Raw genomic sequence first — 26,079 nt, 5'->3', positions numbered from 1 at the left:
CGCGGCGGCCACGGGTCAGAGCGCGGCCTTGCGCATCTCTTCCAGATAGATCTCGCGCAGGCGGGTTGCGACAGGGCCCGGCTTCCCGGTGCCCACGGGCATTCCATCTACCTCGACCACGGGCATCACGAAGATCGAGGCGGCGGTGGCAAAGGCCTCGTCCGCCTGCTGAGCCTCGGCGGGGCTGAAGGGGCGTTCCTCGATCTCGAACTGCGCCTCGGTCGCAAGGCGCAGCACGGCGGCGCGGGTGATGCCGTGCAGGATGTCGCTGCCAAGCTGGCGGGTGATGATCCGGTTACCCTTGACGATGTAGGCGTTGTTCGAGGTGCCCTCGGTCACCATGCCCGCCTCGTCGGTGAACCAGCTGTCATCGACGCCGGCCTTCTTGGCGGCCATCTTTCCCATCGAGGGATAAAGCAGTTGCACGGTCTTGATATCGACGCGCGACCAGCGCAGGTCGGGGATGGTGATGACCCTGAACCCGGTCTTGGCGGCGGGCGCGTCGGCGAGGTGCGGGATGTTCTGGGTGAAGGCCACGACCGTGCCGGGCACCGAGGCATCGGGGAACAGGAAGCTGCGGTCGCCCGGATTGCCGCGCGTGACCTGAAGGTAGATCATCCCCTGGTCGATCCCGTTCCGCGCGACCAGTTCGCGGTGCATCGCCAGCAGTTCGTCCGCGCTCAGCGGGCAGGTCATCTCCAGTTCGCGCAGGCTGCGTTTCAGCCGATTCATGTGGCCGTCGAAGTCGATCAGCTTGCCGTCCAGCACACTTGTCACCTCATAAACCCCGTCGGCCATCAGGAATCCGCGGTCGAAGATCGAAACCTTCGCCTCGGTTTCGGGCAGGTAGGTGCCGTTCACATAGACGGTGCGGGTCATGGTCTATCCCCAAAGGCTGGCATCGGGCGGGTGGGCCCCTGCCGCGTCATAGTACAGGGGCGCTTCGCGGTCTTCGGCCAGAAGCAGGGGGCCGTCAAGGTCTGTCCATTCCGCGCCCTGTGCCAGCAGCACCGCCGGGGCCATGGCGAGGGAGGAACCAACCATGCAGCCGATCATGACCCGAAAGCCCATCTGGCGGGCAAGGTCGCGGGTCAGCAGTGCTTCGGTTAGCCCGCCGGTCTTGTCCAGCTTCAGGTTCACCGCGTCATATTTCCCCTTCAGCGCAGCCAGGCTGGCGCGGTCGTGGCAGGACTCGTCCGCGCAGACCGGGACAGGCCTTTCGATGCCGGCCAGCATGTCATCCTGCCCGGCAGGCAGCGGCTGTTCCACCAGCGCCACACCAAGGCGGAGAAGATGCGGCGCAAGGTCGGCGTAGACCTCGGGCGTCCAGCCTTCGTTGGCATCGACGATGATCGTGGCGCGGGGCGCGCCCTGCCGGACGGCCTCCAGCCGCGGCATGTCATCGGGGGTGCCCAGCTTGATCTTCAGGATCGGGCGATGAGCGTTGGCGGCGGCGGCGGCGCGCATGGCCTCGGGCGGGGCGAGCGACAGGGTATAGGCGGTGACGACGGGGCCGGGGGCGGGCAGACCAGCGATGTCCCAGATCCGGCGGCCCGCCTGCTTCGCCTGCAGATCCCAGAGCGCACAGTCGACGGCATTGCGCGCGGCGCCGGGGGGCAGGGCGGATTGCAGGGCCTGCCGGGTGATGTCGGGGGGCAGTCCCTCGATCCGTGCCCGGACGCTGGCCATCGTCTCGCCATAGCGGGCATAGGGGACGCATTCGCCCCGGCCGGTCTGCCCGTCACGGGAGACGCGCACGGTCAGCACCTGCGCCTCGGTCTTCGACCCCCGGCTGATGGTAAAGGCCTGCGCCAGGCGGAAACGGTCTTCGGTGACGGTGATCATCGGGTCGCTCATCAACACTGACGGCTTTCTTCGCTGGCCACGCGCCACACGCAAGCGAAGAAAGCCGTCAGGCCAGATGAGCGGCGGGTTTGCTGCGTTTGCGAAATCGGGCTTGCGGTCTGGCGCGCAAGAATATATCGCAGATGCAGCATCCTGAGAAACATGATTGCCCGAAGGCCCGCCTTATGAGTTTCCGCCTGCAACCCCCCGCCCCCGCCCGCCCCAATCGGTGCCAACTTTTCGGCCCGGGTTCGCGACCCGAACTGTTCGCCAAGATGGCGGCCAGCGCGGCGGATGTGATCAACCTTGATCTCGAGGATTCGGTCGCCCCGGCCGACAAGGCGCAGGCGCGGGCGAACATCATCCGGGCGATTTCCGGGGTGGACTGGGGGCGCAAGACCCTGAGCGTGCGGATCAACGGGCTGGATACGCCCTACTGGTATCGTGATGTCGTGGACCTGCTGGAACAGGCGGGCGAGCGGCTGGACCAGATCATGATCCCCAAGGTGGGCTGCGCGGCGGATGTCTATGCGGTGGATGCCCTGGTCACTGCCTGCGAGGCGGCGGCGGGCCGGCAGAAGCGGATCAGCCTGGAGGTCATCATCGAGACAGCGGCCGGCATCGCCCATGTCGAGGAGATTGCGGCCAGTAGCCCCCGCCTGCAGGCGATGAGCCTTGGCGCGGCGGATTTCGCGGCCAGCATGGGGATGCAGACGACCGGCATCGGCGGCACGCAGGAAAACTACTACATGCTGCGCGAGGGGCAGAAATACTGGGCCGACCCCTGGCATTGGGCGCAGGCGGCAATCGTGGCGGCCTGCCGGACGCATGGCATTCTGCCCGTGGACGGCCCCTTCGGGGATTTCAGCGACGATGAGGGCTTCCGCGCTCAGGCGCGGCGGTCGGCTACGTTGGGCATGGTGGGGAAATGGGCGATCCATCCGAAGCAGGTGGCGCTGGCGAACGAGGTCTTCACCCCTTCGGAAGCCGCCGTGCGCGAAGCGCGCGAGATCCTGGCCGCGATGGAGGCCGCCAAGGCCGCGGGCCAAGGTGCCGCAACCTACAAGGGCCGGCTGGTGGACATCGCCAGCATGCGCCAGGCCGAGGTGATCGTGCGGCAGGCCGAAATGATTGCCGGGGCGTCATGAATCGTTGACAAACCGCCCGCGGAACGGGCAGCCTTCCCGTTAGGAAGCCCGCACATCGGGCAGTCTGCAAAGGATGCCTGAGCCGCGCACCCGGGGAGGGGAGGCCCCGCGCGGCGAAAGGGAGGATGCACGCCCCGGACCGGCGGTCCGGGGCGCTGCTGTTTTCGGTGCCGTGACGCATCCATGCATCCGGCTTTGGCAAGCCGAGTTGCATCAGGCCGGGCCCGGGGGCATATAGGGGCGGCCCGCGGGAAGGATGTGCGATGAACTACCTGGAATTCGAGAAGCCGCTCGCCGAGATCGAAGGCAAGGCCGAAGAACTGCGCGCCCTGGCCAGGTCGGGCGGCGGCATGGATCTGACCAAGGAGGCCGAGGCGCTGGACCGCAAGGCCGAGGCGGCGCTGCGCGATCTCTACAGGAACCTGACGCCCTGGCAGAAGTGCCTGGTCGCGCGGCACCCCGACCGGCCGCATTGCAAGGATTACATCGAGGGTCTGTTCACCGAATTCACCACCCTTGCCGGAGACCGCGCCTTTGCCGACGACCTGGCGGTGATGGGCGGAATCGCGCGGTTCCAGGACCAGCCGGTGATGGTGATCGGGCACGAGAAGGGCAACGACACCAAGTCGCGCATCGAGCGCAACTTCGGCATGGCCCGGCCCGAGGGCTATCGCAAGGCGATCCGGCTGATGGACCTTGCCCACCGGTTTCGCCTGCCGGTGATCACGCTGGTTGACACACCCGGCGCCTATCCCGGCAAGGGGGCCGAGGAACGCGGCCAGGCCGAGGCGATTGCACGCTGCACCGAGAAGTGTCTGTCGATCGGCGTGCCCCTGGTCAGCGTGGTGATCGGAGAGGGCGGCAGCGGCGGGGCGGTGGCGCTGGCAACGGCGAACCGGGTCGCGATGCTGGAACATAGCGTCTATTCGGTGATTTCGCCCGAGGGCTGCGCCAGCATCTTGTGGAAGGACGCCGAGAAGATGCGCGAAGCGGCCGAGGCCCTGCGTCTGACAGCGCAGGATCTGCAGAAGCTGGGCATCATCGACCGGATCGTGAAGGAACCGGTCGGCGGTGCGCAACGGGCCCCGAAGGAAACCATCGAGGCCGTGGGCAAGGCGATCGAAGCCATGCTGAAGGATCTGTCCGGCAAGAAGCCCGAAACGCTTATCCGCGACCGGCGGCAGAAGTTCCTGGACATGGGCTCCAAGGGGCTGGCGGCTTGAGCCCCTGGCTGATCCTGATGCTGGCCGGCGGTCTGGAAATGGGCTGGGCGCTGGGGCTGAAGTATTCCGAGGGTTTCACGAAACCCTGGCCGACAGTTGCCACCGTCGTGATGGCGCTTGGATCATTCTATCTGCTGTCGCTGGCGATGAAGGCCCTGCCCGTCGGCACGGCCTATGCCGTCTGGGTGGGTATCGGCGCCATCGGCACGGCGATTGCGGCGGTGTTCCTGTTCGGCGAGGCGGTCAACGCTGTGCGGGTCTTCGGCATTCTTCTGATCCTCGCCGGAATCGTGGCGCTGAAATTTGCATGATGCGGTGGGTGGCACTTGCCGCGCTGCTGGCCGCGCAAGTGCAGGCCGGAACGCTGGAAGGGCGGCTTGTCACCTTCACGGTGGAAACCTGGGACGACCGCGAGCAGCCCTTTCTTCAGGCCCGTGGGCGGACCGTCATGGTCGGGCAGGGGGTCGAGTTCGGGCTGGAACCCGAAGGCCTGACCGGCGGGCTGGACGTGGTGCCGGTCACCGTCGAGATCGGGCCGACCCGGATCGAACTGTCCTACCCGCGCGGGATCGGCAGGTTCTATGAGGCCCGGTTCAACGGTTATGTGCTGCGCTTTGTCACGGACTGCGCCCTGTTCGATCGCGTCGCCATCGCCCCCGAGGGAACCACGATGCGCGTGACCGAGGTCTGGGCCGAGGGCGGCGCGCTTTACATCAACGTATCCGGCCTGGGATACGGGCCGAATGCCCGCCTTGCGCTGGATCTTGAGGTCGCCGATTGCCCGCTGAGCTGAGGTGGGGCCCTCGCACGGTGGGCTGACCATGCCTTGAAGCGATGGGTGCGGGTGCCGAAGGGCGGCCCCCGATGTTCTTGCTGCCCGCGGCGGGGCGCCTTGTCCTTGTCAGCCGCCGAACCCCGCCTCGGCCATCAGGCGGTTCGAGTGGGTTTCGATGTCCTCTTCCAGCCGCGCCATGAATTCGGGGATGGGCAGGCCGGGCGCGATGGGGGGCAGGAACTCGACCACGGCAAGGCCGGGTTTGCGCAGGATGCCGCGTTTGGGCCAGAACAGGCCGACATTGGTTGCGACGGGATGGCAAGGCTGGCCAAGCTGCTGGTAAAGCAGGCCTGTTCCGACCTTGTAGGGCATTTTCGCCCCAGGCGCGACGCGGGTGCCTTGCGGATAGATGATCAGCTGGCCAGGTTCGGCAGCCCCCTTCGCCACATCGGCCTTCATCTTCGCAATCGCCGCGCCCCGTTTGCCGCGGTCCACCGGCACGCAGCCGATGCGCAGGGCATATTGGCCAAGGAACGGGGCATAAAGCAGTTCGCGCTTCATGATGAACTTGGCGGCCGGGACGGCGCTGATGATCAGGATGATGTCGAGAAAGCTCTGATGCTTGGCGGCGACCAGCGCCTCGCCCCTGGGCGGGGTTCCGCGCACCTCGCAGCGCAATCCGGTCAGGACCCGCAACGAGATGATGACCCAGCGGCAATAGGTGCGCACACCGATCCTTGCGCCCCGGCGAGACACCATTGCCCAAGGGGCGAAGGCCAGGGCCATGATCGCCATGACCACATACATCTGGATGATGAAAACCAGCGACAGAATCCAGCGGATCGGGGTCATGTCAGCTCTCGCAGTTTCTGAAACGCGGCGCGGCGGGTGGCAAGGAAGGCGACCAGCGCGGCAAGCGGAGGCAAGACCAGCGGCCAGAGCCAGCCGGCGCCCGTGAAGCCGAGGCCGGTCAGAAAGCCGCCGGCGGCGTCGGCGGCGGGAAGGGCGGCTACCCCGGCCATCCCCGCTGCGGTGCCGACGGCCGACCCGGCAAGCGTGCGCAGCGTGAATCGGCGGACGAAGGCGCGGGCGATGTAGCTGTCCCGTGCGCCGACCAGACGAAGGACGCGGATCACCTCGGCATTGGTGGCCAGCGCGGCGCGGGCGGCAAGGGTGATCATCGCGGCCATCGCCGCGCCGATCAGCGCGATGGAGAGGACACCAAGGATGCGCAGCCGCTCGGCCGCCTCGGCCAGCGGGCGGCGCCAGCGGGTGTGGTCGTCCAGCAGCGCGCCAGGCGCCTCGGCGGCAAGACGCTGCCGCAGGCCCTGGGAATCGTAGCCCGGATCGCCTTCGACCACCTCGATCAGCCGGGGGATCGGCAGGGCCTCGACGGGCAGGCCTGGGCCGAACCAGGGCTCCAGCAGGGCGCGGGTCTCGGCCTCATCCAGCGCGCGGTAGCTTGCTATGCCGGGGGTGGTGGCGAGCACCGAAAGGATCGCGGCGGTCTGGATCTCCATCTGCTCTGCCGGGGCCGACAGGCGGATGGTGGCCGTGCGGGCCAGCGCCTCTGACCAGCGGTCGGCCAGGCGCCCCGAGGCAAGCGACAGCGCCAGTGCAAAGACGCACAGAAAGGTCATGGCGCCGGCGGTGAAGGTGGCCAGCCATGCGGTGGGACCCGAAGGCGGCACGACCTGAAGCGCGCGGGTCGCGGGGCTGGCGGGTTGGGCCCTGGGAAACCTCACAGGTCGGCCCCCGCAAGCTGGACGCGGTGCTTTGCGATGCGCAGCACACGCGCCTGCACCTGCGCCTTCGCCTGGCGGATCAGGTTCAGGTCGTGGGTGGCCACCACGATGGTCTTGCCCATCTTGTTCAGCTCGACCAGCAGGGTCAGGATTCGCAGCGACATCTCCCAATCCACGTTTCCGGTGGGCTCGTCCGCAAGAATCACGTCGGGATCGACGATGACGGCGCGGGCCAGCGCGGCGCGCTGACGTTCGCCGCCCGACAGTTGGGGCGGCAGTGCGTCGGCCAGGTGCCGAAGCCCCACCCAGGCCAGAAGCTCATCCAGATCCTGCGGGTCGCTTTCCCGGTCGGACACGGTGAAGGGCAGCGCCATGTTTGCGGCGACGGACAGATGATCAAGGAACTTGCAGTCCTGATGCACGATCCCGATCCGCCGGCGGGTGCGTGCCACGTCATCGCGCGAAAGCGTGGTCACGTCGCGGTCGAACAGCGTGACGCGACCGGCGGTCGGCAGCAGTTCGGCATAGGCCAGTTTCAGGAAGGTCGATTTGCCCGCGCCCGAGGGACCGGTCAGAAAATGGAACGACCCCGGCGCCAGGCGCAATGTCACGTCGGACAGAAGATCGCCCCCGCCATAGCTGTAGGCCACATTCTCAAAGGCGATCACGATGCTCCTCCGGGCAGGGCAGGCGGCGTTTCGAAGGCGGCAGGCCTGTGACGGTGCCCGCCGGACTGCGCTTTCCATCGCACAGGGGCAAAGGATTGCACAAGACCGAGCGACAAAGCCTTGGAACGACAGGAATCAAGCGTTACAAACCCATAGGTGGAGCCGGATCAAGGCTTTGAGGGATACGAATGCGGTTGGTTTGCCCGAACTGTGAGGCCAAGTACGAGGTGCCCGACGACGCCATACCGGACACGGGGCGCGACGTGCAGTGCGCGAACTGCGGCCATGCCTGGTTCCAGATGCGCCCTCGTCCCGCAGGGTCGGCCCCGGCCGGGGACGGCCCGGCCAGCCCGGCCCCGGCCGCACGGACCCCTGCCCCCGCAGCAGCGCCGCCTGCCGAACCGCTGCCCGAGCCCCCGCCCGCTGCGCCAGCCGCGGCCGAGGTGGCGCCCGAAGCTGCGACCGAAACCGCCGTCTTGCCGGCAGAGCCGACCGCAGAGGCACGGTCCGGGCAGGCGCCAGTCGAGGAGGCAGAGGCAGCCGCGGCCGACGAGGAGGCCGCGGAACCCGAGGCCGACACCGCGCCGGCAAAGGCCGGGCCCGCCTATGTCGTGGATGAATCCGTGCTTGCGATCCTGCGCGAGGAGGCCGAGCGCGAGGCCAAGGCCCGTCGCGCCGAGGCAGTCCCGCTGGAGACCCAGCCCGATCTGGGATTGGACGCCGCCCCGCCCATCCCGGTCTCGCCCGGCCCCGTCGCACCCGCGCCCGCCCCGACCGTGGTGCCTGCTTCCGCTGCGCAGCAGGAAAGCGATGCCGAACCGAAGCCTGCCGCCCGGCGCGATCTTTTCCCCGATGTCGAAGAGATCAACTCAACCCTCCGGCCCGAAGAGTTCCCGGTCGAGGAGCCCGAGGAAGCGGCTGTCACCCCTCCTCCGCCCGAACCCGTCCGAGGCTTTCGCAGCGGATTTCTGCTGGTGATGACCCTGGCGATCCTTGCCTCGATCCTGTACATGGCGGCCCCTTATCTGCGCAGCCTGGTGCCGGCGCTTGATGGCCCGCTGGCAAGCTATGTGGCTGCCATCGACAGCCTTCGTCTGCACCTCGACAGCCTGATGCGGTCGGCTACCCTGGCGATCAACGGCAACTGATGCAGCCAATTCGGCTTGCCCCTGCGCGGGCGGGCCTTTATCCCTTGCGGCCAGCCCATGATCCGCGAGGAACCGCCATGACCAAAGCCCGTTTCGACAAGTCGAAGCTTCCCAGCCGCCATGTGACCGAAGGCCCGGCGCGCGCGCCGCACCGCAGCTATTTCTACGCCATGGGGATCACCGAGGAAGAGATCCACCAGCCCTGGGTGGGCGTGGCGACCTGCTGGAACGAGGCGGCACCCTGCAACATCGCGCTGAACCGGCAGGCTCAGGTGGTCAAGCAGGGCGTGAAGAAGGGCGGCGGCACCCCGCGCGAGTTCACCACGATCACCGTGACCGATGGCGTGGCCATGGGGCACGAGGGGATGCGTTCGAGCCTTGCCAGCCGCGAGGTGATCGCGGATTCGGTCGAGCTGACGATGCGCGGGCATTGCTATGATGCGCTGGTGGGTCTTGCGGGCTGCGACAAGAGCCTGCCGGGGATGATGATGGCCATGGTGCGGCTGAACGTGCCGTCGGTCTTCATCTACGGCGGGTCGATCCTGCCCGGCCGCTATCAGGGCCGCGACATCACCGTGCAGGACCTGTTCGAGGGCGTGGGCAAGGTGCAGGCCGGCGCCATGTCCGAGGCCGAGCTCGAGATCATGGAGCGGGTGGCCTGCCCTTCGGCCGGTGCCTGCGGGGCGCAATACACGGCGAACACCATGGCCTGCGTCTCGGAGGCGATCGGGCTGGCGCTCTTGAACTCCTCGGGCGCGCCTGCACCCTATGAAAGCCGCGACCAGTTCTGCGAGGCCTCGGGCGTGGCGGTGATGAACCTGATCGAGAAGAACATCCGCGCCCGCGACATCGTGACCCGCAAGAGCCTGGAGAACGCCGCCCGCGTGGTGGCCTGCACCGGCGGCTCGACCAATGCCGCGCTGCACCTGCCGGCCATCGCGCACGAGGCTGGGATCGACTTCGACCTGTTCGACGTGGCCGACATCATGCGCGACACGCCTTATTTCGTGAACCTGCGTCCGGGCGGGCAGTATGTGGCGAAAGACCTCTACGAGGTTGGCGGCGTGCCGGTGGTCATGAAGGAACTGGCCAAGGCGGGACTGTTGCACCTGGACTGCATCACCGCCAGCGGCAAGACCCTGGGCGAAAGCCTGGAGGAGATCCGCGGCGAGCCGGACGGCAAGGTCATCCATCCGATCAGCGCGCCGATCACGAAGACGGGCGGCGTGGTCGGGCTGCGCGGCAATCTCGCGCCCGACGGGGCCATCGTGAAGGTCGCCGGCATGACGGAGGCCGAGCAGGTCTTTACCGGCCCGGCTCGCGTCTTCGAATGCGAGGAGGAGGCATTCGAGGCGGTCAAGAAACGCGAATACAAGGAGGGCGAGGTCATCGTCATCCGCAACGAAGGCCCGGCGGGCGGCCCCGGCATGCGCGAGATGCTGGCGACCACGGCGGCGCTGTCCGGTCAGGGCATGGGCAAGAAGGTGGCGCTGATCACCGACGGCCGCTTTTCGGGCGCGACGCGGGGCTTCTGCGTCGGCCACGTCGGCCCCGAGGCCGCGCATGGCGGGCCGATCGCGCTGCTGAAGAACGGCGACATGATCACTCTGAACGCGCTGACCGGCGAGTTGTCGGTGGCCCTGTCGGATGAAGAACTGGCGAAGCGCAAGGCCGAATGGAAGGGGCCGCGCAAGACGGCCTATACCAGCGGTGCCGTGCACAAGTTCGCCCGTCTGGTCGGCGGTGCGCGCTGGGGGGCAGTCACGCATCCGGGGGCGAAGGCGGAAAGCCACGTCTACATGGACCAATAGGATCGATGGCCGGGCGGCTGGCGCAGATCCTGGACCATTGGCACCTGCGCAGTGTGCAGGCACGATGGGCGCGGGCCGCCGACGCGGCGGCTGAGACCGAGCCCTTCGAGCTGCGTGCGCTGCGCGCCGAAGGACGGGCTCTGCGACGGCAGATCGACCGGGTGATCCATGCTGCGGACCAGCGACTGGCGCTGCCGGCCCCAGGGGCGGGCGTGCCGCGTCCACCGCTGGGCACCGACTGGGCCTGGCGGGCCGATGCCTGGCGCGGCCCGCTGCCCGGGCCCGGCTCCGTGGCTGCCGACCCCCGCACCAAGGTCAGCGACGATCTGACCCTGCATCATGATTGCCCCCTGGGCGAGGTCGCGGTACGGCAATTGCGCAATCACGACGCTGCCGACCGGGCGCCCCATGGCCTTGCGGTCGAGGTGTTCGGGTTCCGCGGCAGCTTCCTGTCGCTGGACCTGCGCCTGCCTGCGTCCGGGATCACGGGTTTGAAGGCGCGGCATCTGGTGCGGGTTGATGCGGTGATCGACAGCGACCGGCCCCTGCGCGGCTTTGCCCGGCTGAATTGCAGCCAGGGCCACAATGTGACGCAGATGGTCCGCGCGCTGCCGGATGAGGGGCGAGAGGCGATGGTGGACTTCGACCTGGCCAGCGGCGGGCTTGGCGACGCCCCGATCGAGGGCGCCTGGCTGGACCTGATCTTCAATGATGTGGCCAACGCCCGCATCATCCTGCGCGATCTGGTGCTGAGCCGTCGCCCCCGTGCAGAATTCTAGAGACGCCGATGACCGTCACGCCGACCCTGACCCAGACCCGGTTTGCCCATGGCCTGTGGGAGGGCGTGCTGTCCGGTGCCCCGGATGCGCCGGTCATCGAGGCCACCCACCAGGGCCGGGTTCTTGCAGGCGTGGACGTGTTACCCGTGCCTGGCAGGGCGGGTCAGTTCACGGTGCGGGTGCCGCTGCCCGTCGCCCTGCTGACCGAAGGGGTGCATACGGTCCTGATCGGAATGGGCGACCTGGTGCTTGCGCAGGTCAGCGTGGTCGCCGGGGTGCCGCTGGAAGATGACCTGCGTGCCGAGATCGCCCTGCTGCGGGCCGAGCTGGACCTGTTGAAGCGGGCCTTCCGTCGGCATTGCGCGGAAACGGCCGCCCAGATAGGGCCGCCGTAGTTGCGCCCGCTTTCGAGGACGCATTGACGCCTTGCGCGGCGCACCGACGAGGAGACGCAGTTGAACTTTGGGGCGGTACGCCGGGGATCAGCCCCAGGTCGGGTGGAACTTGCCGGCCGGCGACAGGGTGAAGATCTCGCAGCCCGTGGCCGTGACCCCCACCGAATGTTCGAACTGCGCCGAAAGCGACTTGTCGCGGGTGACGGCAGTCCAGTCGTCGGCAAGCACCTTGGTTTCAGGCCGGCCCAGGTTCACCATCGGCTCGATGGTGAAGAACATCCCCTCTTCCAGCACCGGGCCGGTGCCGGGACGGCCGTAGTGCAGCACGTTCGGCGGGGCGTGGAACACGCGGCCCAGGCCGTGCCCGCAGAAATCGCGGACCACCGACATGCGCTGCGATTCAACGTAAGCCTGGATGGCATGGCCGATGTCGCCGAAGGTGTTTCCCGGTTTCACCGCAGCGATGCCGCGCATCAGGCCCTCGTGCGTGACCTCGATCAGGCGTTCCGCCTTGCGCGACAGACTGCCGGCCACATACATCCGGCTGGTATCGCCATACCATCCATCCACGATGACCGTCACATCCACGTTCAGGATGTCACCATCCATCAGCACCTTGGGCCCCGGAATTCCGTGGCAGACCACATGGTTGACGCTGATGCAGGACGCGTGCCGATAGCCCTTGTAGCCGATGGTGGCCGAGGTGACGCCGCGGCGGCGGATCTCCTCGGTGATGAAATCGTCGATCGCCCCGGTCGTCGTGCCTGGCACCACCAGCGGCGCCACGGCATCCAGGATCTCGGCCGCGACCCGGCCTGCCGCGCGCATACCGGCGAAATCCGCATCCTCGTAGATGCGGATACCGTCCTTCGTGATGCGGGCGCGCTGTTCGTCCAAGGCGTCTCTCTCTTCTCTGGGGTCTACATAAGAGCCTTCGGCGGAATTGGCCAGAGGGCGGGGTTTGAAACCGCATGAGGCGGGGCTATACCCGATCCGAGCAAGGGGGAAACGATGACCAATCCAACCGCGGCGATGCTTGTGATCGGCGACGAAATCCTGTCCGGCCGCACACGCGATTCGAATTTGCACTATCTGGCCGGCGAACTGACCCGCATCGGCATCGCCTTGCGCGAGGCGCGCGTGGTGGGCGACGTACACGACGAGATCGTGGCGGCGGTGCGTGCCCTTTCGGCGAAATATGACCATGTCTTCACCAGCGGGGGTATCGGCCCGACACATGACGATATCACCGCAGATGCGGTCGCCGAGGCGATGGGGGTGAAGATCGGCCACCGCGCAGATGCCATGGCCCTGTTGCAGGCGCATTACGACCGGGCGGGGTTGCCGTTCAACGAGGCGCGGCAGCGGATGGCGCGCATCCCGGACGGGGCAGCGCTGATTGACAATCCCGTGTCCACCGCGCCGGGGTTCACGATCGGCAACGTGCATGTCATGGCAGGCGTGCCGAACATCTTTCAGGCGATGGTGGCCAGCGTTCTGCCAAGGCTGACCGGCGGGCCGCCGCTTCTGTCGCAGTCCTTGCGGGTGAACCGGGGCGAGGGCGAGATTGCCGGGGCCTTCGGCGCGTTGGCGGCCGAGTTTCCTGACCTCTCGATGGGATCCTATCCCTTCATTCAGAACGGGGCGCATGGCACGAACCTGGTGATACGGGGCACCGATCCGGCGCGGGTCGATGCGGCCATGGTCCGGCTGACGCAGCTTTTCGGATGACGCACGACCCATTGTCGGCAGTGATGGAGGCGACATGGCCCCCGGCGCGGCGCTGGCGCGAGGGGGCGTTCGACTTCCGCGACGGTGCGGGAGGCGGCAAGCGGGTATCCGCTGCAAGCTGTGAAGGCGACTGGGACGCGGCCGATCTTGACCGGCTTGGGGCGATGGCAGAGCCGCTGGTGATGATCCGCCCTTCCGATGCCGCGCTGGATGCGGCGCTGGCGGCGCGGGGCTGGCGGATTGTCGATCCGGTCGTGGTGTGTTCCGCGCCGATTGCGGCACTTGCGGCAGACCTGCCCCCGCTGGCCGCCTTTCCGCATTGGCCGCCGCTCGCAATCGCTGCCTCGCTGTGGGCCGAGGGCGGCATTGGCGCGGCCCGGCTGGCGGTGATGGAACGCGTCCGGGGGGCCAAGGTGGCGATTCTGGCGCGGCACGAGGACAGGCCCGCCGGCGTGGCCTTCGTCGCCCTGCATGGCACCGAAGCCATGCTGCATGCACTGGAGGTCAGGCCCGACCGGCGGGGCAGGGGCGTGGGTGGAACGCTGGTGCATGCCGCGGCCAACTGGGCTGCGGCGCTGGGTGCCGAACGGCTGTCGCTGGTGGTGACAGAGCGGAACACTGCCGCCCGCGCGCTCTACGCTCGCCTTGGGATGGAAGTTGTGGGACAGTATCATTACCGGATGAAATGATCGCGGAATGCGGCGCGGGCAGTAGTGCGACACCTTCTTTCATGGCTTCTGTCTTGCCTCACGCTTCCCGCGCAGGCTTTGACGCTGGAATTGCCGGCCCCCGTCTTGGCCGAGGCAAATCGCTCCGAAGTGCCGGGCAGCTATGCCCTGCCCCTTGCCCCGTTCGATGGCCGGCAATTGCCGGTGCGGATGGTCGAAGGCGCGGTCGAACAGCGCGCCTATCAGCTGGAAGCCCCGGGCATGACCACGCTGGGCGTCCTTGCCCCGCTGCGCGCGCAGATCGAGGCGGCCGGTTTCACGGTGCTGATGGAATGCGCGACGCGGGCCTGCGGCGGCTTCGACTTCCGCTACGGCACCGAAGTCCTGCCGGAACCGGACATGCATGTCGATCTGGGCGATTTCCGCTTTCTGGCGGCCGAGAAGGAGGGCGAGGCTGTGACGGTCCTGGTCAGCCGATCTGCGCTGACGGCCTATGTCCAGATCACAAGGGTCTCGGCGGCACCTCTGGTGTCGACGGTGGCACCCGAAACGACCGGGCCGGTGGTCGATCTAGACATCGAGTCGCCGCGCGGGGTTGACCCTGCACCCGCTGACGACAGGATCGCCGCCGCCCTCGATTCGACCGGTTCGGCGGTGCTGGAAGATCTGGTTTTCGCCAGCGGCTCGGCCAGTCTGACCGAGGGGGATTATGCGTCTCTGGCCGCCGTGGCGGCATGGCTGAAGGCAAATCCCACGGCGACGGTCGCGCTGGTCGGCCACACTGATGCGTCCGGCAGTCTGGCTGCGAACATCGCCCTGTCAGAGCGCCGGGCAAAGGCGGTGGCTCAGGCGCTGATCGAACGCTATGGGGTCGATCGGGCGAGGATCTCGGCCGAAGGCGTGGGATTCCTGGCACCGCGGGCCACGAACCAGACCGAGGAGGGCCGGCAAAAGAACCGCAGGGTAGAGGTGATCGTCACCTCGACGCGCTGAGCCGGCCAGGTTCCGGCCTTCACCAGTTGTCGGGGCCCTTGTCCATGTAGCGTTTGGCCAGAAAGTCGATGAAAGCCCGAACCTTGGGCTGGGTGAACCTGCCGGGGGGATAGACGGCATAGATGCCAAGGGTTTCCACCGGAAGGCCGGGGATCGCTTCCTCTACCAATCCCTGCCGCATGGCGTCGGCATAAAGGAAGCTGGGAAGATAGGCGATACCCAGGCCCGAGATTGCCGCGTTCAGCAGGCTTTGCCCGTCGTTCACCGTAAGCCAGCCGACCGAACGGACCTGCCGTTTTTCGCCGGAGGGAGCGGTGATCTTCCAGACATTGCCATTGGCCTGGTTCGAATAGTGCAAGAGCTTGTGGTCGTTCAGATCGTCGATCTTCTGCGGCCGACCGTATTTCTTGAAATAGGACGGTGCACCGATCATTCGCTTCGTCGTTTCGGTCAGCTTGCGCGCGCGCAGGCTGCTGTCTTCCAGATCGCCGACGCGGATCGCCATGTCGAAGCCTTCGCTGATCAGTTCGACATAGCGGTTGTTCAGAACCATGTTTACCGTGATGTCGGGGTATTCCAGCAGAAAATCCCCGAGGATCGGCGACAACAGGTTCACCCCGAAGTCGGTGGCGACCGACACCCGCAAGAGGCCCGAAGGTGCAGATTGCATCGAGGTGACAAGGGCGTCCGCCTCGCCCGCATCGTTCAGCACGCGCCGGGCGCGGTCATAGTAGGCCAGGCCGATCTCAGTCGGACTGACGCGGCGGGTCGTCCGGTTCAGAAGCCTGGCGCCAAGACGCGCCTCAAGCGCAGAGACATGCTTCGAAACCGCAGATTTCGAAATTCCCATCTTCTTGGCTGCATCGGTGAAGCCGCCCTGGTCCACGACAGTGGCAAAGGCCTCCATCTCGGTCAGTCGATCCATTTCTTGCCCTCTTGGCAGCAGACACGCCGGTTTTCTTTGCAGAAATGTGTCGCTGCCAAATCGGGCAGCATGGCGGCAAAGGCGCGACCTATCCGGGGTAATGTCAGGGATCGTTGATGGCAGAGAAACCCGGCCCCTCTTCGCGCGCGACGCGACGGTGTGCCGGCGCAACCGAACCGGTGCGAAAGGCATGCAGGCCGAACGCCAGGATCGACTGGAAAGCCCCGGCAACAGGTGAGGCCGCGGGGGGCATCGCCCCGCCCGCGCTACAGGCGCGCGGCCAGGCGCGCGGCCTGATCGATCGCGCGCTTTGCGTCCAGCTCGGCGGCCACATCCGCCCCGCCGATCAGGTGGTGGCGAAGGCCGCGCCGGTGCAGTTCTGCACTGAGCCCGCGTTCGGGTTCCTGCCCGGCGCAAAGCACCACGGCATCGACCGCGAGCAGTTCCTGTTGCGTGCGGTCCGCCCCTTGGCTGATCCACAGGCCTTCGGGGGTGATCCTTTCGTAGTTCACTCCGCCGCGCATCCTGACCCGTTTCATGGCGAGGCTGGCGCGGTGGATCCAGCCGGTGGTCTTGCCAAGCTGCCGGCCAGGCTTTTCCGCCTTGCGCTGCAGCAGATGCACCTCGCGCGCGGCAGGGTGCGGGTGCGGGCCGTCCGGATCCAGCCCGCCCCGTGCGTCCCATGGTGCGGCCACGCCCCATTCCCGCCGCCAGAGCGCGGGGTCCAGCGTGGGGCTGGGGCCTTCCTGCACAAGCGTTTCGGCCACGTCGAAGCCGATGCCACCCGCGCCGATGATGGCCACGCGGCGGCCCGGATCGGCACCGTTCAGGATGTCGATGTAGCTGAAGACGCGCGCGCCCGGTTCCACGGGAATCCCGGGATCGCGCGGAATGACGCCGGTTGCGACCACCACCTCGTCGAAGCCGGACAGATCGTCGGCCGTGGCCTGGGCGCCGAGGCGCAGGGTGATCCCGGGCTGGCGAAGCATAGTCGCGAACCAGGCGACGAGGCCGTGGAATTCCTCCTTCCCCGGCACGCGCCTTGCAAGGTTCAGCTGGCCCCCGACTTCGGGCGACCGCTCGAACAGGGTGACATCGTGGCCCCGTCCGGCCGCGACGATGGCGGCCATCATTCCGGCCGGGCCGGCGCCAACCACGGCAATGCGTTTCGCCGCGGGGGCGAGGGGATAGGTCAGCTCTGTCTCGTGGCAGGCGCGAGGATTGACGAGGCAAGAGGTCAGCCGACCCGAGAAGGTGTGGTCGAGGCAGGCCTGATTGCAGGCGATGCAGGGTGCGATTTCCGCCGCGCGACCGCTGGCGGCCTTGGCGACGAACTCTGCATCGGCAAGCCACGGCCGGGCCATGGACACCATGTCGGCCATGCCCTCGGCCAGCAGACGTTCGGCCAGATCGGGCGTGTTGATCCGGTTCGAGGTGATCACGGGAATGCCGACCTCGGGGCGGAGGCGTGCGGTGAGGTGGGCAAAGGCCGCGCGTGGAACCGAGGTGGCGATGGTGGGCACCCGTGCCTCGTGCCAGCCGATGCCGGTGTTCAGGACAGTTGCCCCCGCCCCCTCGATCGCCTTTGCCAGTTGCACCACCTCGTCCCAGGTCGAGCCGTCGGGAATCAGATCGATCAGCGAGATCCGGTAGATCAGGATCGCCTCGGGCCCCAGGGCTATGCGCACCCTGCGCACGACTTCGACCGGCAGGCGCATCCGGTTGGCATAGGTTCCGCCCCATCGGTCGCTGCGGCGGTTGGTGTGGGCGACGAGGAACTGGTTCAGGAAATAGCCCTCGGATCCCATGACCTCTACCCCGTCATAGCCCGCCGCGATGGCACGGGTGGCGGCCGTTGCGATGTCGGCGATCTGCTTCTCGATTCCCGCTTCGTCCAGTTCGCGCGGGGGGAAGGGAGAGATGGGGGACTTGATCGCCGAAGGCGCCACGCAGTCCTTGCCATAGGCATAGCGCCCGGCGTGCAGGATCTGCATGACGATGTGCCCGCCCTCGGCATGGACGGCATCCGTCACCCGGCGGTGGTTGGCGATGTCCCGATCCGTGAACAGGCCAGCCGCACCCGGAAAGACCCCGCCCTCGCGGTTCGGGGCCATGCCGCCGGTGACGATCAGGCCCGCCCCGCCTTTCGCCCGCGCGGCGTAGAAGGCTGCGATGCGGCCCCAGTCACCGGTTTCCTCTAGCCCCGTATGCATCGAGCCCATCAGGCTGCGGTTGCGCAAGGTGATGGTGCCCAGGGTGATGGGGGACAGAAGGTTGGGGTAGCTGGACATGGCGGCCTCTTGTTCGTTGGCAGAATGGCCGGGCGCGCAGGCCTTGTCACCCGCAACGCCGCGTCACGGGCGGCAGTGGAACCGTGCGGATGGAGCTGCCGCGGATCCTGTTGGCGAGGGCAACCCTGTATCTTGACGGGTTCACGGGGGGCGCTGCCCCCCGATCCCCCCGGGATATTTGGGCAGAGGGGAAGGATCAGAGGTCAAGAAGGGCGGGCAGGTCGGCCATGCGGTGGAAGAGGGGCAGGCCAAGGCCGATCAATCCGCGCGCCGGCGGGGTGTCGGGTCCATGGGGGGCGAAGCCCAGGCAGGGGATGCCGGCGGCGAGTGCGGCCATGGCACCCGAGGGGCTGTCCTCGATCACCACGCAGGCGGCAGGCGGGGCGCCACAGGCGGCGGCTGCGGCGAGATAGACATCGGGGGCGGGTTTCGGGCGACCGATCGCCTGACCCGACAGCACGGCGCGGAACCGTGGGATCAGCCCGTGCTGGCCCAGGCTGATCCGCATCTTTTCAGGCGGGCCGTTCGAGCCGACGGCATAGGGAATGCCTGCCGCGTCGAGCCTGTCGAAGATGTCGAGGATGCCGGGGGTGAGAGGGGTGCCCCGGCGTAGCACCGCATACATCCGGGCGTAGAAAGCCTGCACCCAATCGTCGGGCAGCCGTGCCCCGGCGGCGCGGGCGCGGGTGGCCACCGTCTCGATCGTGCCGCCGATGTAGTCGGATTCCAGCTGATGACGGGTCAGCACCAGGCCGTGCGCGGCAAAGTCTGCGATCATCAGGTCGAAGGTCAGGCCTTCGCTGTCGGCGATCACCCCGTCGCAGTCGAACAGCACGGCAGCGGGGCGGTTCATGCGGTAGCCTTCAACAGCGTCACAACAGTATCGCCATAGCGCCGCTGGTCGAAGGGCGCAAAACCGGCGGGTGCAGCCGGGATGGTGCCCTCTTCCCAGACAATCACGGCACCGGGTGCCAGCCAGCCGCCTGCCAGCGCCGAGGCAAGCGCCGCCTCGCCCAGCCCCTTGCCATAGGGGGGATCAAGGAAGACCAGCGTGAAGGGCGCGCCGGGATTTGGCGGCAGGCGGGTGGCGTTCAGGCGCAGGATGCGGGTTTCACCTTCGGCGCGCATCTTTGCGACATTGGCTTTCAAAAGCGCCTGCGCCCGGGTGCCGTCATCGACGAAGGTCACCTCGGCGGCGCCGCGGCTGAGAGCCTCAAGCCCCAGGGCGCCGGTGCCGGCGAAGAGATCCAGCACCCGCGCGCCCGACACCGGATTGCCATGGGCGTTGATCAGCAGGTTGAAGATCGCCTCGCGCACCCGGTCCGAGGTCGGGCGCAGGTGTGCGGCCGGGTCGCCTTCGCCGACATCGGCCAGTTTCAGGCCGCGCCGGGTGCCGCCGATGATCCTCATCCCTTCAGCAGCGCCTTCAGGTCGGGGGTCGCCGTGATCACCTCGGGCGCGGGGGATTTGCCGGCTTCGATCAGCCGCTTGCCGACCATGTAGGCGCGGGCGTCGTTCATCGCATCCACCGCCAGAAGCGTTGCGCCACGGTAATACCAGAAGCTGACCGCATCGCCTTCGCCCCGCCGGGTGACGATGTGATCGTAGCCGGTGTTCAGGCCCGCGATCTGAAGCTTCAGGTCATACTGGTCCGACCAGAACCACGGTTTCGCGAGGTAGGGTTCGTTCGCGCCCAGCATGTTCGCGGCGACAGCTTCCGCCATGTCTATGGCGTTGCCGACCGATTCCAGCCGCAGCCTGCCGCTGCCCCATGGGAACGAGGCGCAATCCCCCGCTGCCCAGATCGCGGGGTCGGAGGTGCGGCCAAGGGCGTCGGTGGCGATGCCATTTTCGATGGCCAGGCCTGCCGCCTCGGCCAGCTGGGTGTTGGGGGTGATGCCGACGCCGACGATCACGAAATCGGCCGGCAGCACGCGGCCGTCAGCCAACCGGGCGCCGGTGACGCGCGAGGTGCCCTCCAGCCGGTCAAGGCCCGTCGATTCGAGGATGGTCACCCCGTGCGACTGGTGCAGGGCACGGATATGGGCGCTGGTCTCGGGCGCGGCCACCCGCTGCAGGATCCGGGGGGCCATTTCCAGCACGGTAACCTGAAGCCCGAGCTTCGAGGCCACCGCTGCCGCCTCAAGCCCGATATAGCCGCCGCCGACGATGATGACCTTGCGGCCGGCGTGGAATTCGGGCCGCATGGCATCGACATCGGCCAGGGTGCGCACGGTGAAGACGCCGTCCAGTCCGCCGCCGATCGCCATGGGAAGGCGGCGTGGCGTGGCGCCGGTGGTCAGCGCAAGCTGGTCGTAGGAGAGAGCTTCGCCTGCGACCGTGACCGTGCGCGCCGCAGCGTCGATGGCAGTCACCGGCTGGCCGAGGCGCAGGTCGATCCGGTTCTCGGCCCAGAATTCGGGCGCGCGCAGCCACAGACGGTCCTCGCCGATTTCACCCAGCAGATAGGCCTTGGAAAGAGGCGGTCGCTGATAGGGCTGCGCGGGTTCGTCGCCCAGCATCACGATCTCGCCCGCGTGGCCCTGCGCCCGCAGTTTCGCGGCCAGGGCTGCCCCGGCCTGTCCGGCGCCAACGATCACGATCCGCATTGCGCTACCCCTCTGGAACGTCCTGCGGCGGACCCTATAACCCACCGGGCAACGGGCGCAACGCGCAGCTTGACGAAAGGACATCAGAATGACGATTGCAGTGGGCTCCAGATTGCCCGAAGCCACGCTTCTGCGCATGGGCGATGGCGGGGCGGAGTCGGTGAAGCTGTCCGAGCGGCTGAAGGGCCGCAAGGTGGTGATCTTCGGTCTGCCGGGGGCCTATACCGGCACATGTTCGACCGCGCATGTCCCAAGCTTCATCCGCGCTGCGAAGGCCTTTGCCGACAAGGGCGTGGACGAGATCATCTGCATTTCCGTGAATGATCCCTTCGTGATGAAGGCCTGGGGCGAGGCGACGGGGGCGACGGCGGCGGGAATCACCATGCTGGCGGACGCGGATTCCAGCTTCACGAAGGCCATCGGCATGGCTTTCGACGTGCCGCACCTGGGGTTCTTCGCGCGGTCCAGGCGCTATTCGGCGCTGGTCGAGGATGGCGTCGTGACCCGCTTCAACCCGGAGCCCGGGACAGGGTGCGAAATTTCCGCGGGCGAACATCTGTTGGCGCAGCTCTAGCGGCGACGTTTGCCTTCGTTCTTGTTCGACTTCGTACCCGTGTCAGCGTCCGGTCGGCGAGGGGACGAAGTCTTCGAAGAGCGGCCATCACCCTCAGGCCTGGCGCGTTCGGGCCTGGCACAGGCTGGTTACGGGTTCGCCGTGGTCGCGCTGGATTTCCGCCTCGGGGGCGAAACGGTCCATGACGCGGGCGAGGTCGATGTCAAGGCGGGACAGGCCCCGGCAGTCATGCGTGGTCAGCGTGACATCGACGACGTTGTAGACATTTCGCCATTCCGGGTGATGGTTCAGCCTTTCCGCCGCCAGCGCCGCGCGCGACATGAAGCCCCAGGCTTCGGAAAAGCCGCGGAATTTCCAGATCTTGCGGATTGCGTCGCGCCCCGGCACGGCGGCCCAGCCGGTTTCTGCGAGGGGCGGCAGCTGTGTCGCACGGTCTTCCGGTGACAGGAGGTCGGCCATGGTCTTGTCCTTTCTCGCAATGGCGGAGCCGGGTGGCTGCCCGGCCCCTGATGGGTGAGGGAGAGGCTGCCTGACCCTAATCCCGCGCCTCGCAGCGGCGGAAGGGGCCATAGGCGGTCAGCACCTCGATTTCCTGCCCCACAGCGCGCCGTTCCGCCTGCAGGTAGCGCGCGACGGCGGCGCGGAAGCCGGGATCGGCGATCCAGTGCAGCGAATGGGTCTCGACCGGCAGATAGCCGCGCGCAAGCTTGTGTTCACCCTGGGCCCCGGCCTCGACCCGGCTCAGGCGATGGGCGATGGCCCAGTCGATCGCCTGATAATAGCACAATTCGAAATGCAGGCAGGGGTGATCCTCGATGCAGCCCCAGTAACGGCCGAAAAGCGTATCGCGGCCGATGAAGTTGAGCGCACCTGCCACGGGCCGGTCGCCGTCGCAGGCAAGGATCAGCAGCATGTCGTCGCGCATGGTCTCGTGAAAGGCGGTGAAGGCCGCGCGCGTCAGGTAGGGCCGGCCCCATTTCCGGCTGCCGGTGTCCTGGTAGAAGGCCCAGAAGGTATCCCAATGCCGCGGCTCGATCTGGTCGCCGGTCAGCGCGCGGATCGTCAGGCCCGAGGCGCGGGCGGTTTCGCGTTCCTTGCGGATCATCTTGCGCTTGCGGCTGGCAAGGTCCGACAGGAAATCTTCGAAGCTGGCGTAACCCCGGTTCTCCCAGTGAAATTGCTGGGTGATGCGGTGCAAGGTTCCCTCGATGCCTTCCAGGGCGTTGGCCTCTTCTGCAGTGCAGAAGGTTGCGTGGAGCGAGGACAGCCCGTTCTGGGCGGTGATGCCGATGGCGGCGCGAAGAAGCGTCTCACGGTATTCATCCGGCCCAAGGAAGCGACGCCCGGTGGCCGGGGTGAAGGGAACGGCGATCTGCAGTTTCGGATAGTAACGGCCACCCGCCCGTTCCAGTGCGTCGGCCCAGCCGTGATCGAAGATGTATTCTCCCTGGCTGTGGGTCTTGACGTAAAGCGGCGCGGCGGCAAGGAGCCTTGCGCCCTCGCGCAGGAACAGGGGTCGTGCCTGCCAGCCCGTGCCGGGGCCCGTCGAGCCGGAACTTTCCAGCGCCGAAAGGAAGCGGTGGGTGGTAAAGGGGTCGATCGGACGGCCGGTCGCCTGTTCCGGGGCTGCCAGCGCGTCCCAGTCGGGGGCGGCGATCCCGGTCAGGCTGTCGAGAAGGGTCAGGTCGGCCATCGGAGCTTTCGCGGCTGGTGCAGGCCCGGCGGTTTGCACCCCCGGACCCCCGCAGAGTATTTCGCAAGGAGCAACTGTGTCGGGGCGGCGCCGCGTCAAGCGGGCAGCGGTGCCGCGTAGCCCTCGAAGGTCACATTGTCGGCAATGGTTCGGGCCCGTGCCTCGTCTTCCGGCGAACGGATCGTCCAGCACAGGATCACCGCGCCCTGTGACTTCAACTCCGACACGCGCGGCCGGTTCAGATCGTGTGCCTCGTGACTGATGAAGCTTGATCCGGTCGCGTCATAATCGGGAATTTCGCGCAGCCGGGCGCAGGTGTCGGCCGGCAGTGGCGCCCAGTCGTCGGGATCGTAGGCCGAGGTGGTCAGCCCGCGCGGCAGGTGTGGGGCCAGGCGCGACATGTGGGCGACCGAGGCGGGGTTGAAGGACATCAGCGCAACCGGGCCGGCATACCCCTTCAGCGCATCGGCTGTGGCGGCCTCCAGCCGTCCGTCGGTCGGCCCCATGGTCAGGGACTGGTCCTTGATCTCGATCAGCAGGGGCACCCGGCCGTCGATCTGTGCCAGAACCTGCGCCAATGTGGGGATCGTATCGGTCGAGCCCTTCAATCGGACATGCCCGAGTTCGGCAGCCGTGCGCGCATTTACCGGCCCGGTCTCGTCCGTCAGGCGGTCGAGGGTTTCATCGTGGAAGACCATTGCCTCCCCGTCCTTCGACAGTTGCAGGTCGATCTCGATCCCGTAGCCTGCTGCCACCGCCGCCGCTACGGCAGCGGGCGAGTTCTCGATCCGCCCTGCGGCAGGGTCGTGCAGCGCGCGGTGCGCGATGGGCAGGCGAAGGAAGCCGTCCGGCAGGGGGACGCGGGTCATTTCAGCTCGAAGATCGCTTCGATTTCGACCGCGACCCCAAGGGGCAGGGATGCGGCCGAAACGGCCGATCGGGCATGGCGGCCGGCATCGCCCAGAACCGCGACAAGGAAGTCCGAGGCGCCATTGATCACCTTGGGCTGGTCGGTGAAATCGGGGGTGGAGTTGACGAAGCCCACCAGCTTCACCGCGCGCGACAGCCGGTTCCAGTCGCCGCCCAAGGCCTTTTTCAACTGCGCAAGCAGCGAGATGGCGCAGCGTCTGGCGGCCTCGGCCCCCTGTTCGAACGAAAGATCCTCACCCAGGCGCCCCTTGATCAGGCCGTTCTCGTTCTGGCTGATCTGGCCGGAGATGTGGACAAGGTTCCCGGTCTGCACGAAGGGCACATAGTTCGCGGCAGGCGCGGGGGCGTCGGGCAGGGTTACGCCAAGTTCGGCGAGGCGCTGTTCGATCGGGTGCATGGGAGTAATCCTTTCGGTTCGGGCGGACGTTAGCCCCTGGCGGGGGGTGGGGCAAGGGGCGGGCACGACGGCGGTGCTTGCGTGCTTGCGCTGTGGTATAAGGGCTAGTGAGAGTACAGCATGAGTCGAGGAGTTGCCGATGCCTGATCTGCGCCGCCGCCGTTTCACCTGGTTATCCTCACTCATATTCGGGGCGCTGATTGCCTTGCAGCCGATGCTTGCAGACCGGGCACAGGCCCAGGTCTCGGAACGCGCCGAGCCGGTGACCGGCCCTGGAATCGTGACCATTGGCAACATCGCGACCAATGCAAGGGTCAACCTGCGCGCCGGGCCCTCGGTGCTGTTTCCCGTCGTCGGTTCCCTGGGATATGGAACGCGGGTGAACAAGGGCCTTTGCATTGGCGGCGGCAGCGCACGGTGGTGCGAGGTCTCGACCCTGGACGGCAAGCTGTCCGGCTATGTCTCTGGCCGCTTCCTGGTAGAGGGCGCTGCCCCTCCCACGGATGATGATCTGGCCGGTGGGCCGGACTATTGGGTGGTCAGGGGGCTGGGCAACAACGAACGTCTGGGCGTTCGCCTTGAGCCGCGGCCGGGTTCGGAGGTGCTGGCGACCCTGCGGAATGGCGAGATCGTGCGGAACCTCGGGTGCAGGAACAGCGGCGCGTCGCGCTGGTGCAGGATCCGTTCGACCATCGGCATGGACGTGACAGGCTGGGTGAACGCCCGCTTCCTGCGCGAATCGGCTGCACCCGGTGGCGGCGGTGGCGCCGGGCCCGACTTCTATGTGGTGCGGGGTCTTCCGGCGGGTGACACGCTGAACGTGAGGACACGGCCATCGACCCAGGCCGAGGTCATCGCGCGGCTGTCCGAAGGGGTGCGGGTGCGCAACCTGGGCTGCGAGCAATCGGGCCAGACCCGCTGGTGCCGTATCCGCACCACCAGCGGGGTAGAGGTCACCGGCTGGGTGAACGCCCGTTACCTGCGCGAGAAGTAGGCCGACGCCGGGCCTCGGGCCCGGCGCGATCGTCTCTGACTTGGCCACTCCTCGCGTGTTGCGCGGATGGAAAGGCGAGGTCAGAGCGGTCGCGTGAAAAGGATCCACTCTGTCGCATCGACCTGCCAGTCCTCGCGAACCACGGGCCGGCGGGCGACTTCGTTATAGCCCTTGGCGCGGTACAGGCGGAGGGCGTCAAGGTGCGTGTCCTCGGCAATCAGGCTTATCGTGCTGCGTCCGGCCTCGCGGGCGATGTCCTCGGCCCGGGCGAGCAGCGCAGAAGCAAGCCCCCTGCCGCGGAACTGCGGATAGGTGGCCAGCACGTTCAGATACCACGAGCCGGGCGCCAGCGCCTCGAGCTCCAGCAGCGGCACGAAGATCGCCGGGGTGCCGGGATCGATCGGTTCGGGTTCGTCGGCGGCGGGATAGCCCAGAAGGCAGGCCGCGACCTCGCCCTCGACCTCGGCCAGCCAGGCGTTCCGGTAGGAAAAATTACCACTGTCGCGCGCGGCACGTTCGCGGCCGAAGGCGATTGGATCTGCCCCCGGACCGGCGGACTTCTTCCAGAAATGCAGGGGCAGGTCGTCGGCCGCCATGTTGATGAAGCGCACCAGATGCTCGGCGTCGGACGCCTTGGCTTCGCGGATCAGCATGGAACCCTCTTCCGTCATCCCTGATGCCCCGGATGAAGCAGACCGCCGCCAGCACCGCAAGGCGAAAACCGCCGGGAAATGGCG

At 67.4% G+C, this 26,079-nt stretch carries 29 protein-coding genes; 13 read left to right on the top strand and 16 right to left on the bottom strand.

Going from position 1 to position 26,079, the window contains the following annotated elements; translation table 11 throughout:
• Window positions 1-15 precede the first annotated feature (15 nt).
• Together EZM81_RS06660 and dgcA are read right to left on the bottom strand one after the other, a co-directional pair.
• Entirely contained in the window at window positions 16-879 is an 864-nt protein-coding gene (locus EZM81_RS06660; protein ID WP_136645202.1) for a D-amino-acid transaminase, read from the bottom strand.
• Window positions 880-882: 3 nt separating this feature from the next.
• Window positions 883-1,845 (bottom strand): N-acetyl-D-Glu racemase DgcA, encoded by a 963-nt coding sequence (dgcA, locus tag EZM81_RS06655; protein WP_136645221.1) that lies wholly within the window; start codon window positions 1,843-1,845, stop codon window positions 883-885.
• Between the two features lie 185 nt (window positions 1,846-2,030).
• On the opposite strand from dgcA, the gene EZM81_RS06650 reads away from it, so the two are divergent.
• The 4 genes from EZM81_RS06650 to EZM81_RS06635 all read left to right on the top strand — a co-directional run bounded on the left by EZM81_RS06650 (window position 2,031) and on the right by EZM81_RS06635 (window position 5,009).
• On the top strand, window positions 2,031-2,993 hold the full coding sequence (locus EZM81_RS06650) for an L-malyl-CoA/beta-methylmalyl-CoA lyase (RefSeq protein WP_136645201.1): 963 nt from the start codon (window positions 2,031-2,033) through the stop codon (window positions 2,991-2,993).
• Between the two features lie 263 nt (window positions 2,994-3,256).
• Complete coding sequence (locus EZM81_RS06645; RefSeq protein ID WP_135449372.1) at window positions 3,257-4,216, top strand: acetyl-CoA carboxylase carboxyltransferase subunit alpha; 960 nt, start codon at window positions 3,257-3,259, stop codon at window positions 4,214-4,216.
• Window positions 4,213-4,527 carry a multidrug efflux SMR transporter gene (locus EZM81_RS06640; protein ID WP_136645200.1) on the top strand — a complete coding sequence of 105 codons (315 nt, stop codon included), beginning with the start codon at window positions 4,213-4,215 and terminating at the stop codon, window positions 4,525-4,527. Before EZM81_RS06645 ends, EZM81_RS06640 begins: the two co-directional genes overlap by 4 nt.
• The gene (locus EZM81_RS06635) at window positions 4,524-5,009 is read left to right on the top strand and encodes a hypothetical protein (RefSeq protein WP_135449368.1); all 486 of its coding nucleotides are present in this window, start codon (window positions 4,524-4,526) and stop codon (window positions 5,007-5,009) included. Before EZM81_RS06640 ends, EZM81_RS06635 begins: the two co-directional genes overlap by 4 nt.
• A gap of 108 nt (window positions 5,010-5,117) precedes the next feature.
• Here EZM81_RS06635 and EZM81_RS06630 read toward each other — a convergent pair whose 3' ends face one another.
• From EZM81_RS06630 to EZM81_RS06620, 3 genes are read right to left on the bottom strand one after another with little or no spacing between them, the layout of a single operon-like run.
• The gene (locus tag EZM81_RS06630; RefSeq protein WP_136645199.1) at window positions 5,118-5,843 is read right to left on the bottom strand and encodes a 1-acyl-sn-glycerol-3-phosphate acyltransferase; all 726 of its coding nucleotides are present in this window, start codon (window positions 5,841-5,843) and stop codon (window positions 5,118-5,120) included.
• On the bottom strand, window positions 5,840-6,736 hold the full coding sequence (locus EZM81_RS06625; protein ID WP_136645198.1) for an ABC transporter permease: 897 nt from the start codon (window positions 6,734-6,736) through the stop codon (window positions 5,840-5,842). The genes EZM81_RS06630 and EZM81_RS06625 overlap by 4 nt, the downstream gene beginning before the upstream one ends.
• A complete protein-coding gene (locus EZM81_RS06620) occupies window positions 6,733-7,404 on the bottom strand; it encodes a cell division ATP-binding protein FtsE (protein WP_135449362.1) in 672 nt (223 codons plus the stop codon). Before EZM81_RS06620 ends, EZM81_RS06625 begins: the two co-directional genes overlap by 4 nt.
• A 188-nt stretch (window positions 7,405-7,592) precedes the next feature.
• Between EZM81_RS06620 and EZM81_RS06615 the strand changes: the two genes are divergently transcribed.
• The 4 genes from EZM81_RS06615 (at window position 7,593) to EZM81_RS06600 (ending at window position 11,537) form a co-directional block, all read left to right on the top strand.
• A complete protein-coding gene (locus tag EZM81_RS06615; protein WP_136645197.1) occupies window positions 7,593-8,552 on the top strand; it encodes a zinc-ribbon domain-containing protein in 960 nt (319 codons plus the stop codon).
• Window positions 8,553-8,629: 77 nt separating this feature from the next.
• On the top strand, window positions 8,630-10,363 hold the full coding sequence (ilvD, locus tag EZM81_RS06610) for a dihydroxy-acid dehydratase (RefSeq protein WP_135449358.1): 1,734 nt from the start codon (window positions 8,630-8,632) through the stop codon (window positions 10,361-10,363).
• Window positions 10,364-10,368: 5 nt separating this feature from the next.
• Entirely contained in the window at window positions 10,369-11,142 is a 774-nt protein-coding gene (locus EZM81_RS06605; RefSeq protein WP_136645196.1) for a DUF6478 family protein, read from the top strand.
• Between the two features lie 8 nt (window positions 11,143-11,150).
• Complete coding sequence (locus tag EZM81_RS06600; RefSeq protein WP_135449354.1) at window positions 11,151-11,537, top strand: hypothetical protein; 387 nt, start codon at window positions 11,151-11,153, stop codon at window positions 11,535-11,537.
• Between the two features lie 87 nt (window positions 11,538-11,624).
• On the opposite strand, the gene map is transcribed toward EZM81_RS06600, so the two are convergent.
• Complete coding sequence (map, locus tag EZM81_RS06595; protein WP_136645195.1) at window positions 11,625-12,434, bottom strand: type I methionyl aminopeptidase; 810 nt, start codon at window positions 12,432-12,434, stop codon at window positions 11,625-11,627.
• 114 nt (window positions 12,435-12,548) lie between these two features.
• Between map and EZM81_RS06590 the strand changes: the two genes are divergently transcribed.
• The 3 genes from EZM81_RS06590 (at window position 12,549) to EZM81_RS06580 (ending at window position 14,929) form a co-directional block, all read left to right on the top strand.
• Window positions 12,549-13,268: a molybdopterin-binding protein gene (locus tag EZM81_RS06590; protein ID WP_135449351.1), complete on the top strand. Its 720-nt coding sequence runs from the start codon at window positions 12,549-12,551 to the stop codon at window positions 13,266-13,268.
• On the top strand, window positions 13,265-13,957 hold the full coding sequence (locus EZM81_RS06585) for an N-acetyltransferase (RefSeq protein WP_136645194.1): 693 nt from the start codon (window positions 13,265-13,267) through the stop codon (window positions 13,955-13,957). The genes EZM81_RS06590 and EZM81_RS06585 overlap by 4 nt, the downstream gene beginning before the upstream one ends.
• Window positions 13,958-14,047: 90 nt before the next feature.
• Entirely contained in the window at window positions 14,048-14,929 is an 882-nt protein-coding gene (locus EZM81_RS06580) for an OmpA family protein (protein WP_136645193.1), read from the top strand.
• Between the two features lie 19 nt (window positions 14,930-14,948).
• Here the strand turns inward: EZM81_RS06580 and EZM81_RS06575 are convergent, their stop codons facing one another.
• From EZM81_RS06575 to EZM81_RS06555, 5 genes are all read right to left on the bottom strand, one after another.
• Entirely contained in the window at window positions 14,949-15,854 is a 906-nt protein-coding gene (locus EZM81_RS06575) for a LysR family transcriptional regulator (protein WP_135449345.1), read from the bottom strand.
• Window positions 15,855-16,120: 266 nt separating this feature from the next.
• On the bottom strand, window positions 16,121-18,145 hold the full coding sequence (locus tag EZM81_RS06570; protein ID WP_136645192.1) for an NADPH-dependent 2,4-dienoyl-CoA reductase: 2,025 nt from the start codon (window positions 18,143-18,145) through the stop codon (window positions 16,121-16,123).
• A gap of 196 nt (window positions 18,146-18,341) precedes the next feature.
• Window positions 18,342-18,998, bottom strand: a complete 657-nt coding sequence (locus EZM81_RS06565) for an HAD family phosphatase (protein WP_136645191.1) — start codon at window positions 18,996-18,998, stop codon at window positions 18,342-18,344.
• Entirely contained in the window at window positions 18,995-19,555 is a 561-nt protein-coding gene (rsmD, locus tag EZM81_RS06560) for a 16S rRNA (guanine(966)-N(2))-methyltransferase RsmD (protein WP_135449339.1), read from the bottom strand. Before rsmD ends, EZM81_RS06565 begins: the two co-directional genes overlap by 4 nt.
• On the bottom strand, window positions 19,552-20,754 hold the full coding sequence (locus tag EZM81_RS06555; RefSeq protein ID WP_136645190.1) for an NAD(P)/FAD-dependent oxidoreductase: 1,203 nt from the start codon (window positions 20,752-20,754) through the stop codon (window positions 19,552-19,554). Before EZM81_RS06555 ends, rsmD begins: the two co-directional genes overlap by 4 nt.
• An 88-nt stretch (window positions 20,755-20,842) precedes the next feature.
• Here EZM81_RS06555 and EZM81_RS06550 point away from each other — a divergent pair, with 88 nt between their 5' ends.
• Window positions 20,843-21,328, top strand: coding sequence for a peroxiredoxin (locus EZM81_RS06550; RefSeq protein WP_136645189.1), 486 nt, complete (start codon window positions 20,843-20,845; stop codon window positions 21,326-21,328).
• A gap of 93 nt (window positions 21,329-21,421) precedes the next feature.
• Here EZM81_RS06550 and EZM81_RS06545 read toward each other — a convergent pair whose 3' ends face one another.
• The 4 genes from EZM81_RS06545 to EZM81_RS06530 all read right to left on the bottom strand — a co-directional run bounded on the left by EZM81_RS06545 (window position 21,422) and on the right by EZM81_RS06530 (window position 24,348).
• Window positions 21,422-21,787: a 4a-hydroxytetrahydrobiopterin dehydratase gene (locus EZM81_RS06545; RefSeq protein WP_136645188.1), complete on the bottom strand. Its 366-nt coding sequence runs from the start codon at window positions 21,785-21,787 to the stop codon at window positions 21,422-21,424.
• A gap of 76 nt (window positions 21,788-21,863) precedes the next feature.
• Window positions 21,864-23,021 (bottom strand): GNAT family N-acetyltransferase, encoded by a 1,158-nt coding sequence (locus tag EZM81_RS06540; RefSeq protein WP_136645187.1) that lies wholly within the window; start codon window positions 23,019-23,021, stop codon window positions 21,864-21,866.
• Between the two features lie 95 nt (window positions 23,022-23,116).
• Window positions 23,117-23,890: a glycerophosphodiester phosphodiesterase family protein gene (locus tag EZM81_RS06535; RefSeq protein WP_136645186.1), complete on the bottom strand. Its 774-nt coding sequence runs from the start codon at window positions 23,888-23,890 to the stop codon at window positions 23,117-23,119.
• Window positions 23,887-24,348 carry a RidA family protein gene (locus EZM81_RS06530; protein ID WP_135449327.1) on the bottom strand — a complete coding sequence of 154 codons (462 nt, stop codon included), beginning with the start codon at window positions 24,346-24,348 and terminating at the stop codon, window positions 23,887-23,889. Before EZM81_RS06530 ends, EZM81_RS06535 begins: the two co-directional genes overlap by 4 nt.
• A 139-nt stretch (window positions 24,349-24,487) precedes the next feature.
• Here EZM81_RS06530 and EZM81_RS06525 point away from each other — a divergent pair, with 139 nt between their 5' ends.
• Window positions 24,488-25,342: an SH3 domain-containing protein gene (locus EZM81_RS06525; RefSeq protein WP_135449325.1), complete on the top strand. Its 855-nt coding sequence runs from the start codon at window positions 24,488-24,490 to the stop codon at window positions 25,340-25,342.
• A gap of 80 nt (window positions 25,343-25,422) precedes the next feature.
• Here the strand turns inward: EZM81_RS06525 and EZM81_RS06520 are convergent, their stop codons facing one another.
• Window positions 25,423-25,995, bottom strand: a complete 573-nt coding sequence (locus tag EZM81_RS06520; RefSeq protein WP_167850962.1) for a GNAT family N-acetyltransferase — start codon at window positions 25,993-25,995, stop codon at window positions 25,423-25,425.
• Window positions 25,996-26,079 lie beyond the last annotated feature (84 nt).

This window comes from Tabrizicola sp. YIM 78059 (genome assembly GCF_004959785.1).
Taxonomy (GTDB): Bacteria; Pseudomonadota; Alphaproteobacteria; order Rhodobacterales; family Rhodobacteraceae; genus Tabrizicola; species Tabrizicola caldifontis.
The sequence above is the reverse complement of the archived record's forward strand: the minus strand, read 5'-3'. Positions and strand labels throughout refer to the sequence as shown.

What these genes read in the sequence shown, in the direction of transcription:
- EZM81_RS06660 (WP_136645202.1), bottom strand. Translation starts at nt 879, where the DNA reads ATGACCCGCACCGTCTATGTGAACGGCACCTACCTGCCCGAAACCGAG.
- dgcA (WP_136645221.1), bottom strand. Translation starts at nt 1,845, where the DNA reads ATGATCACCGTCACCGAAGACCGTTTCCGCCTGGCGCAGGCCTTTACC.
- EZM81_RS06650 (WP_136645201.1), top strand. Translation starts at nt 2,031, where the DNA reads ATGAGTTTCCGCCTGCAACCCCCCGCCCCCGCCCGCCCCAATCGGTGC.
- EZM81_RS06645 (WP_135449372.1), top strand. Translation starts at nt 3,257, where the DNA reads ATGAACTACCTGGAATTCGAGAAGCCGCTCGCCGAGATCGAAGGCAAG.
- EZM81_RS06635 (WP_135449368.1), top strand. Translation starts at nt 4,524, where the DNA reads ATGATGCGGTGGGTGGCACTTGCCGCGCTGCTGGCCGCGCAAGTGCAG.
- EZM81_RS06630 (WP_136645199.1), bottom strand. Translation starts at nt 5,843, where the DNA reads ATGACCCCGATCCGCTGGATTCTGTCGCTGGTTTTCATCATCCAGATG.
- EZM81_RS06615 (WP_136645197.1), top strand. Translation starts at nt 7,593, where the DNA reads ATGCGGTTGGTTTGCCCGAACTGTGAGGCCAAGTACGAGGTGCCCGAC.
- ilvD (WP_135449358.1), top strand. Translation starts at nt 8,630, where the DNA reads ATGACCAAAGCCCGTTTCGACAAGTCGAAGCTTCCCAGCCGCCATGTG.
- EZM81_RS06605 (WP_136645196.1), top strand. Translation starts at nt 10,369, where the DNA reads ATGGCCGGGCGGCTGGCGCAGATCCTGGACCATTGGCACCTGCGCAGT.
- EZM81_RS06600 (WP_135449354.1), top strand. Translation starts at nt 11,151, where the DNA reads ATGACCGTCACGCCGACCCTGACCCAGACCCGGTTTGCCCATGGCCTG.
- EZM81_RS06590 (WP_135449351.1), top strand. Translation starts at nt 12,549, where the DNA reads ATGACCAATCCAACCGCGGCGATGCTTGTGATCGGCGACGAAATCCTG.
- EZM81_RS06585 (WP_136645194.1), top strand. Translation starts at nt 13,265, where the DNA reads ATGACGCACGACCCATTGTCGGCAGTGATGGAGGCGACATGGCCCCCG.
- EZM81_RS06575 (WP_135449345.1), bottom strand. Translation starts at nt 15,854, where the DNA reads ATGGATCGACTGACCGAGATGGAGGCCTTTGCCACTGTCGTGGACCAG.
- EZM81_RS06570 (WP_136645192.1), bottom strand. Translation starts at nt 18,145, where the DNA reads ATGTCCAGCTACCCCAACCTTCTGTCCCCCATCACCCTGGGCACCATC.
- EZM81_RS06565 (WP_136645191.1), bottom strand. Translation starts at nt 18,998, where the DNA reads ATGAACCGCCCCGCTGCCGTGCTGTTCGACTGCGACGGGGTGATCGCC.
- rsmD (WP_135449339.1), bottom strand. Translation starts at nt 19,555, where the DNA reads ATGAGGATCATCGGCGGCACCCGGCGCGGCCTGAAACTGGCCGATGTC.
- EZM81_RS06555 (WP_136645190.1), bottom strand. Translation starts at nt 20,754, where the DNA reads ATGCGGATCGTGATCGTTGGCGCCGGACAGGCCGGGGCAGCCCTGGCC.
- EZM81_RS06550 (WP_136645189.1), top strand. Translation starts at nt 20,843, where the DNA reads ATGACGATTGCAGTGGGCTCCAGATTGCCCGAAGCCACGCTTCTGCGC.
- EZM81_RS06545 (WP_136645188.1), bottom strand. Translation starts at nt 21,787, where the DNA reads ATGGCCGACCTCCTGTCACCGGAAGACCGTGCGACACAGCTGCCGCCC.
- EZM81_RS06540 (WP_136645187.1), bottom strand. Translation starts at nt 23,021, where the DNA reads ATGGCCGACCTGACCCTTCTCGACAGCCTGACCGGGATCGCCGCCCCC.
- EZM81_RS06535 (WP_136645186.1), bottom strand. Translation starts at nt 23,890, where the DNA reads ATGACCCGCGTCCCCCTGCCGGACGGCTTCCTTCGCCTGCCCATCGCG.
- EZM81_RS06530 (WP_135449327.1), bottom strand. Translation starts at nt 24,348, where the DNA reads ATGCACCCGATCGAACAGCGCCTCGCCGAACTTGGCGTAACCCTGCCC.
- EZM81_RS06525 (WP_135449325.1), top strand. Translation starts at nt 24,488, where the DNA reads ATGCCTGATCTGCGCCGCCGCCGTTTCACCTGGTTATCCTCACTCATA.
- EZM81_RS06520 (WP_167850962.1), bottom strand. Translation starts at nt 25,995, where the DNA reads ATGCTGATCCGCGAAGCCAAGGCGTCCGACGCCGAGCATCTGGTGCGC.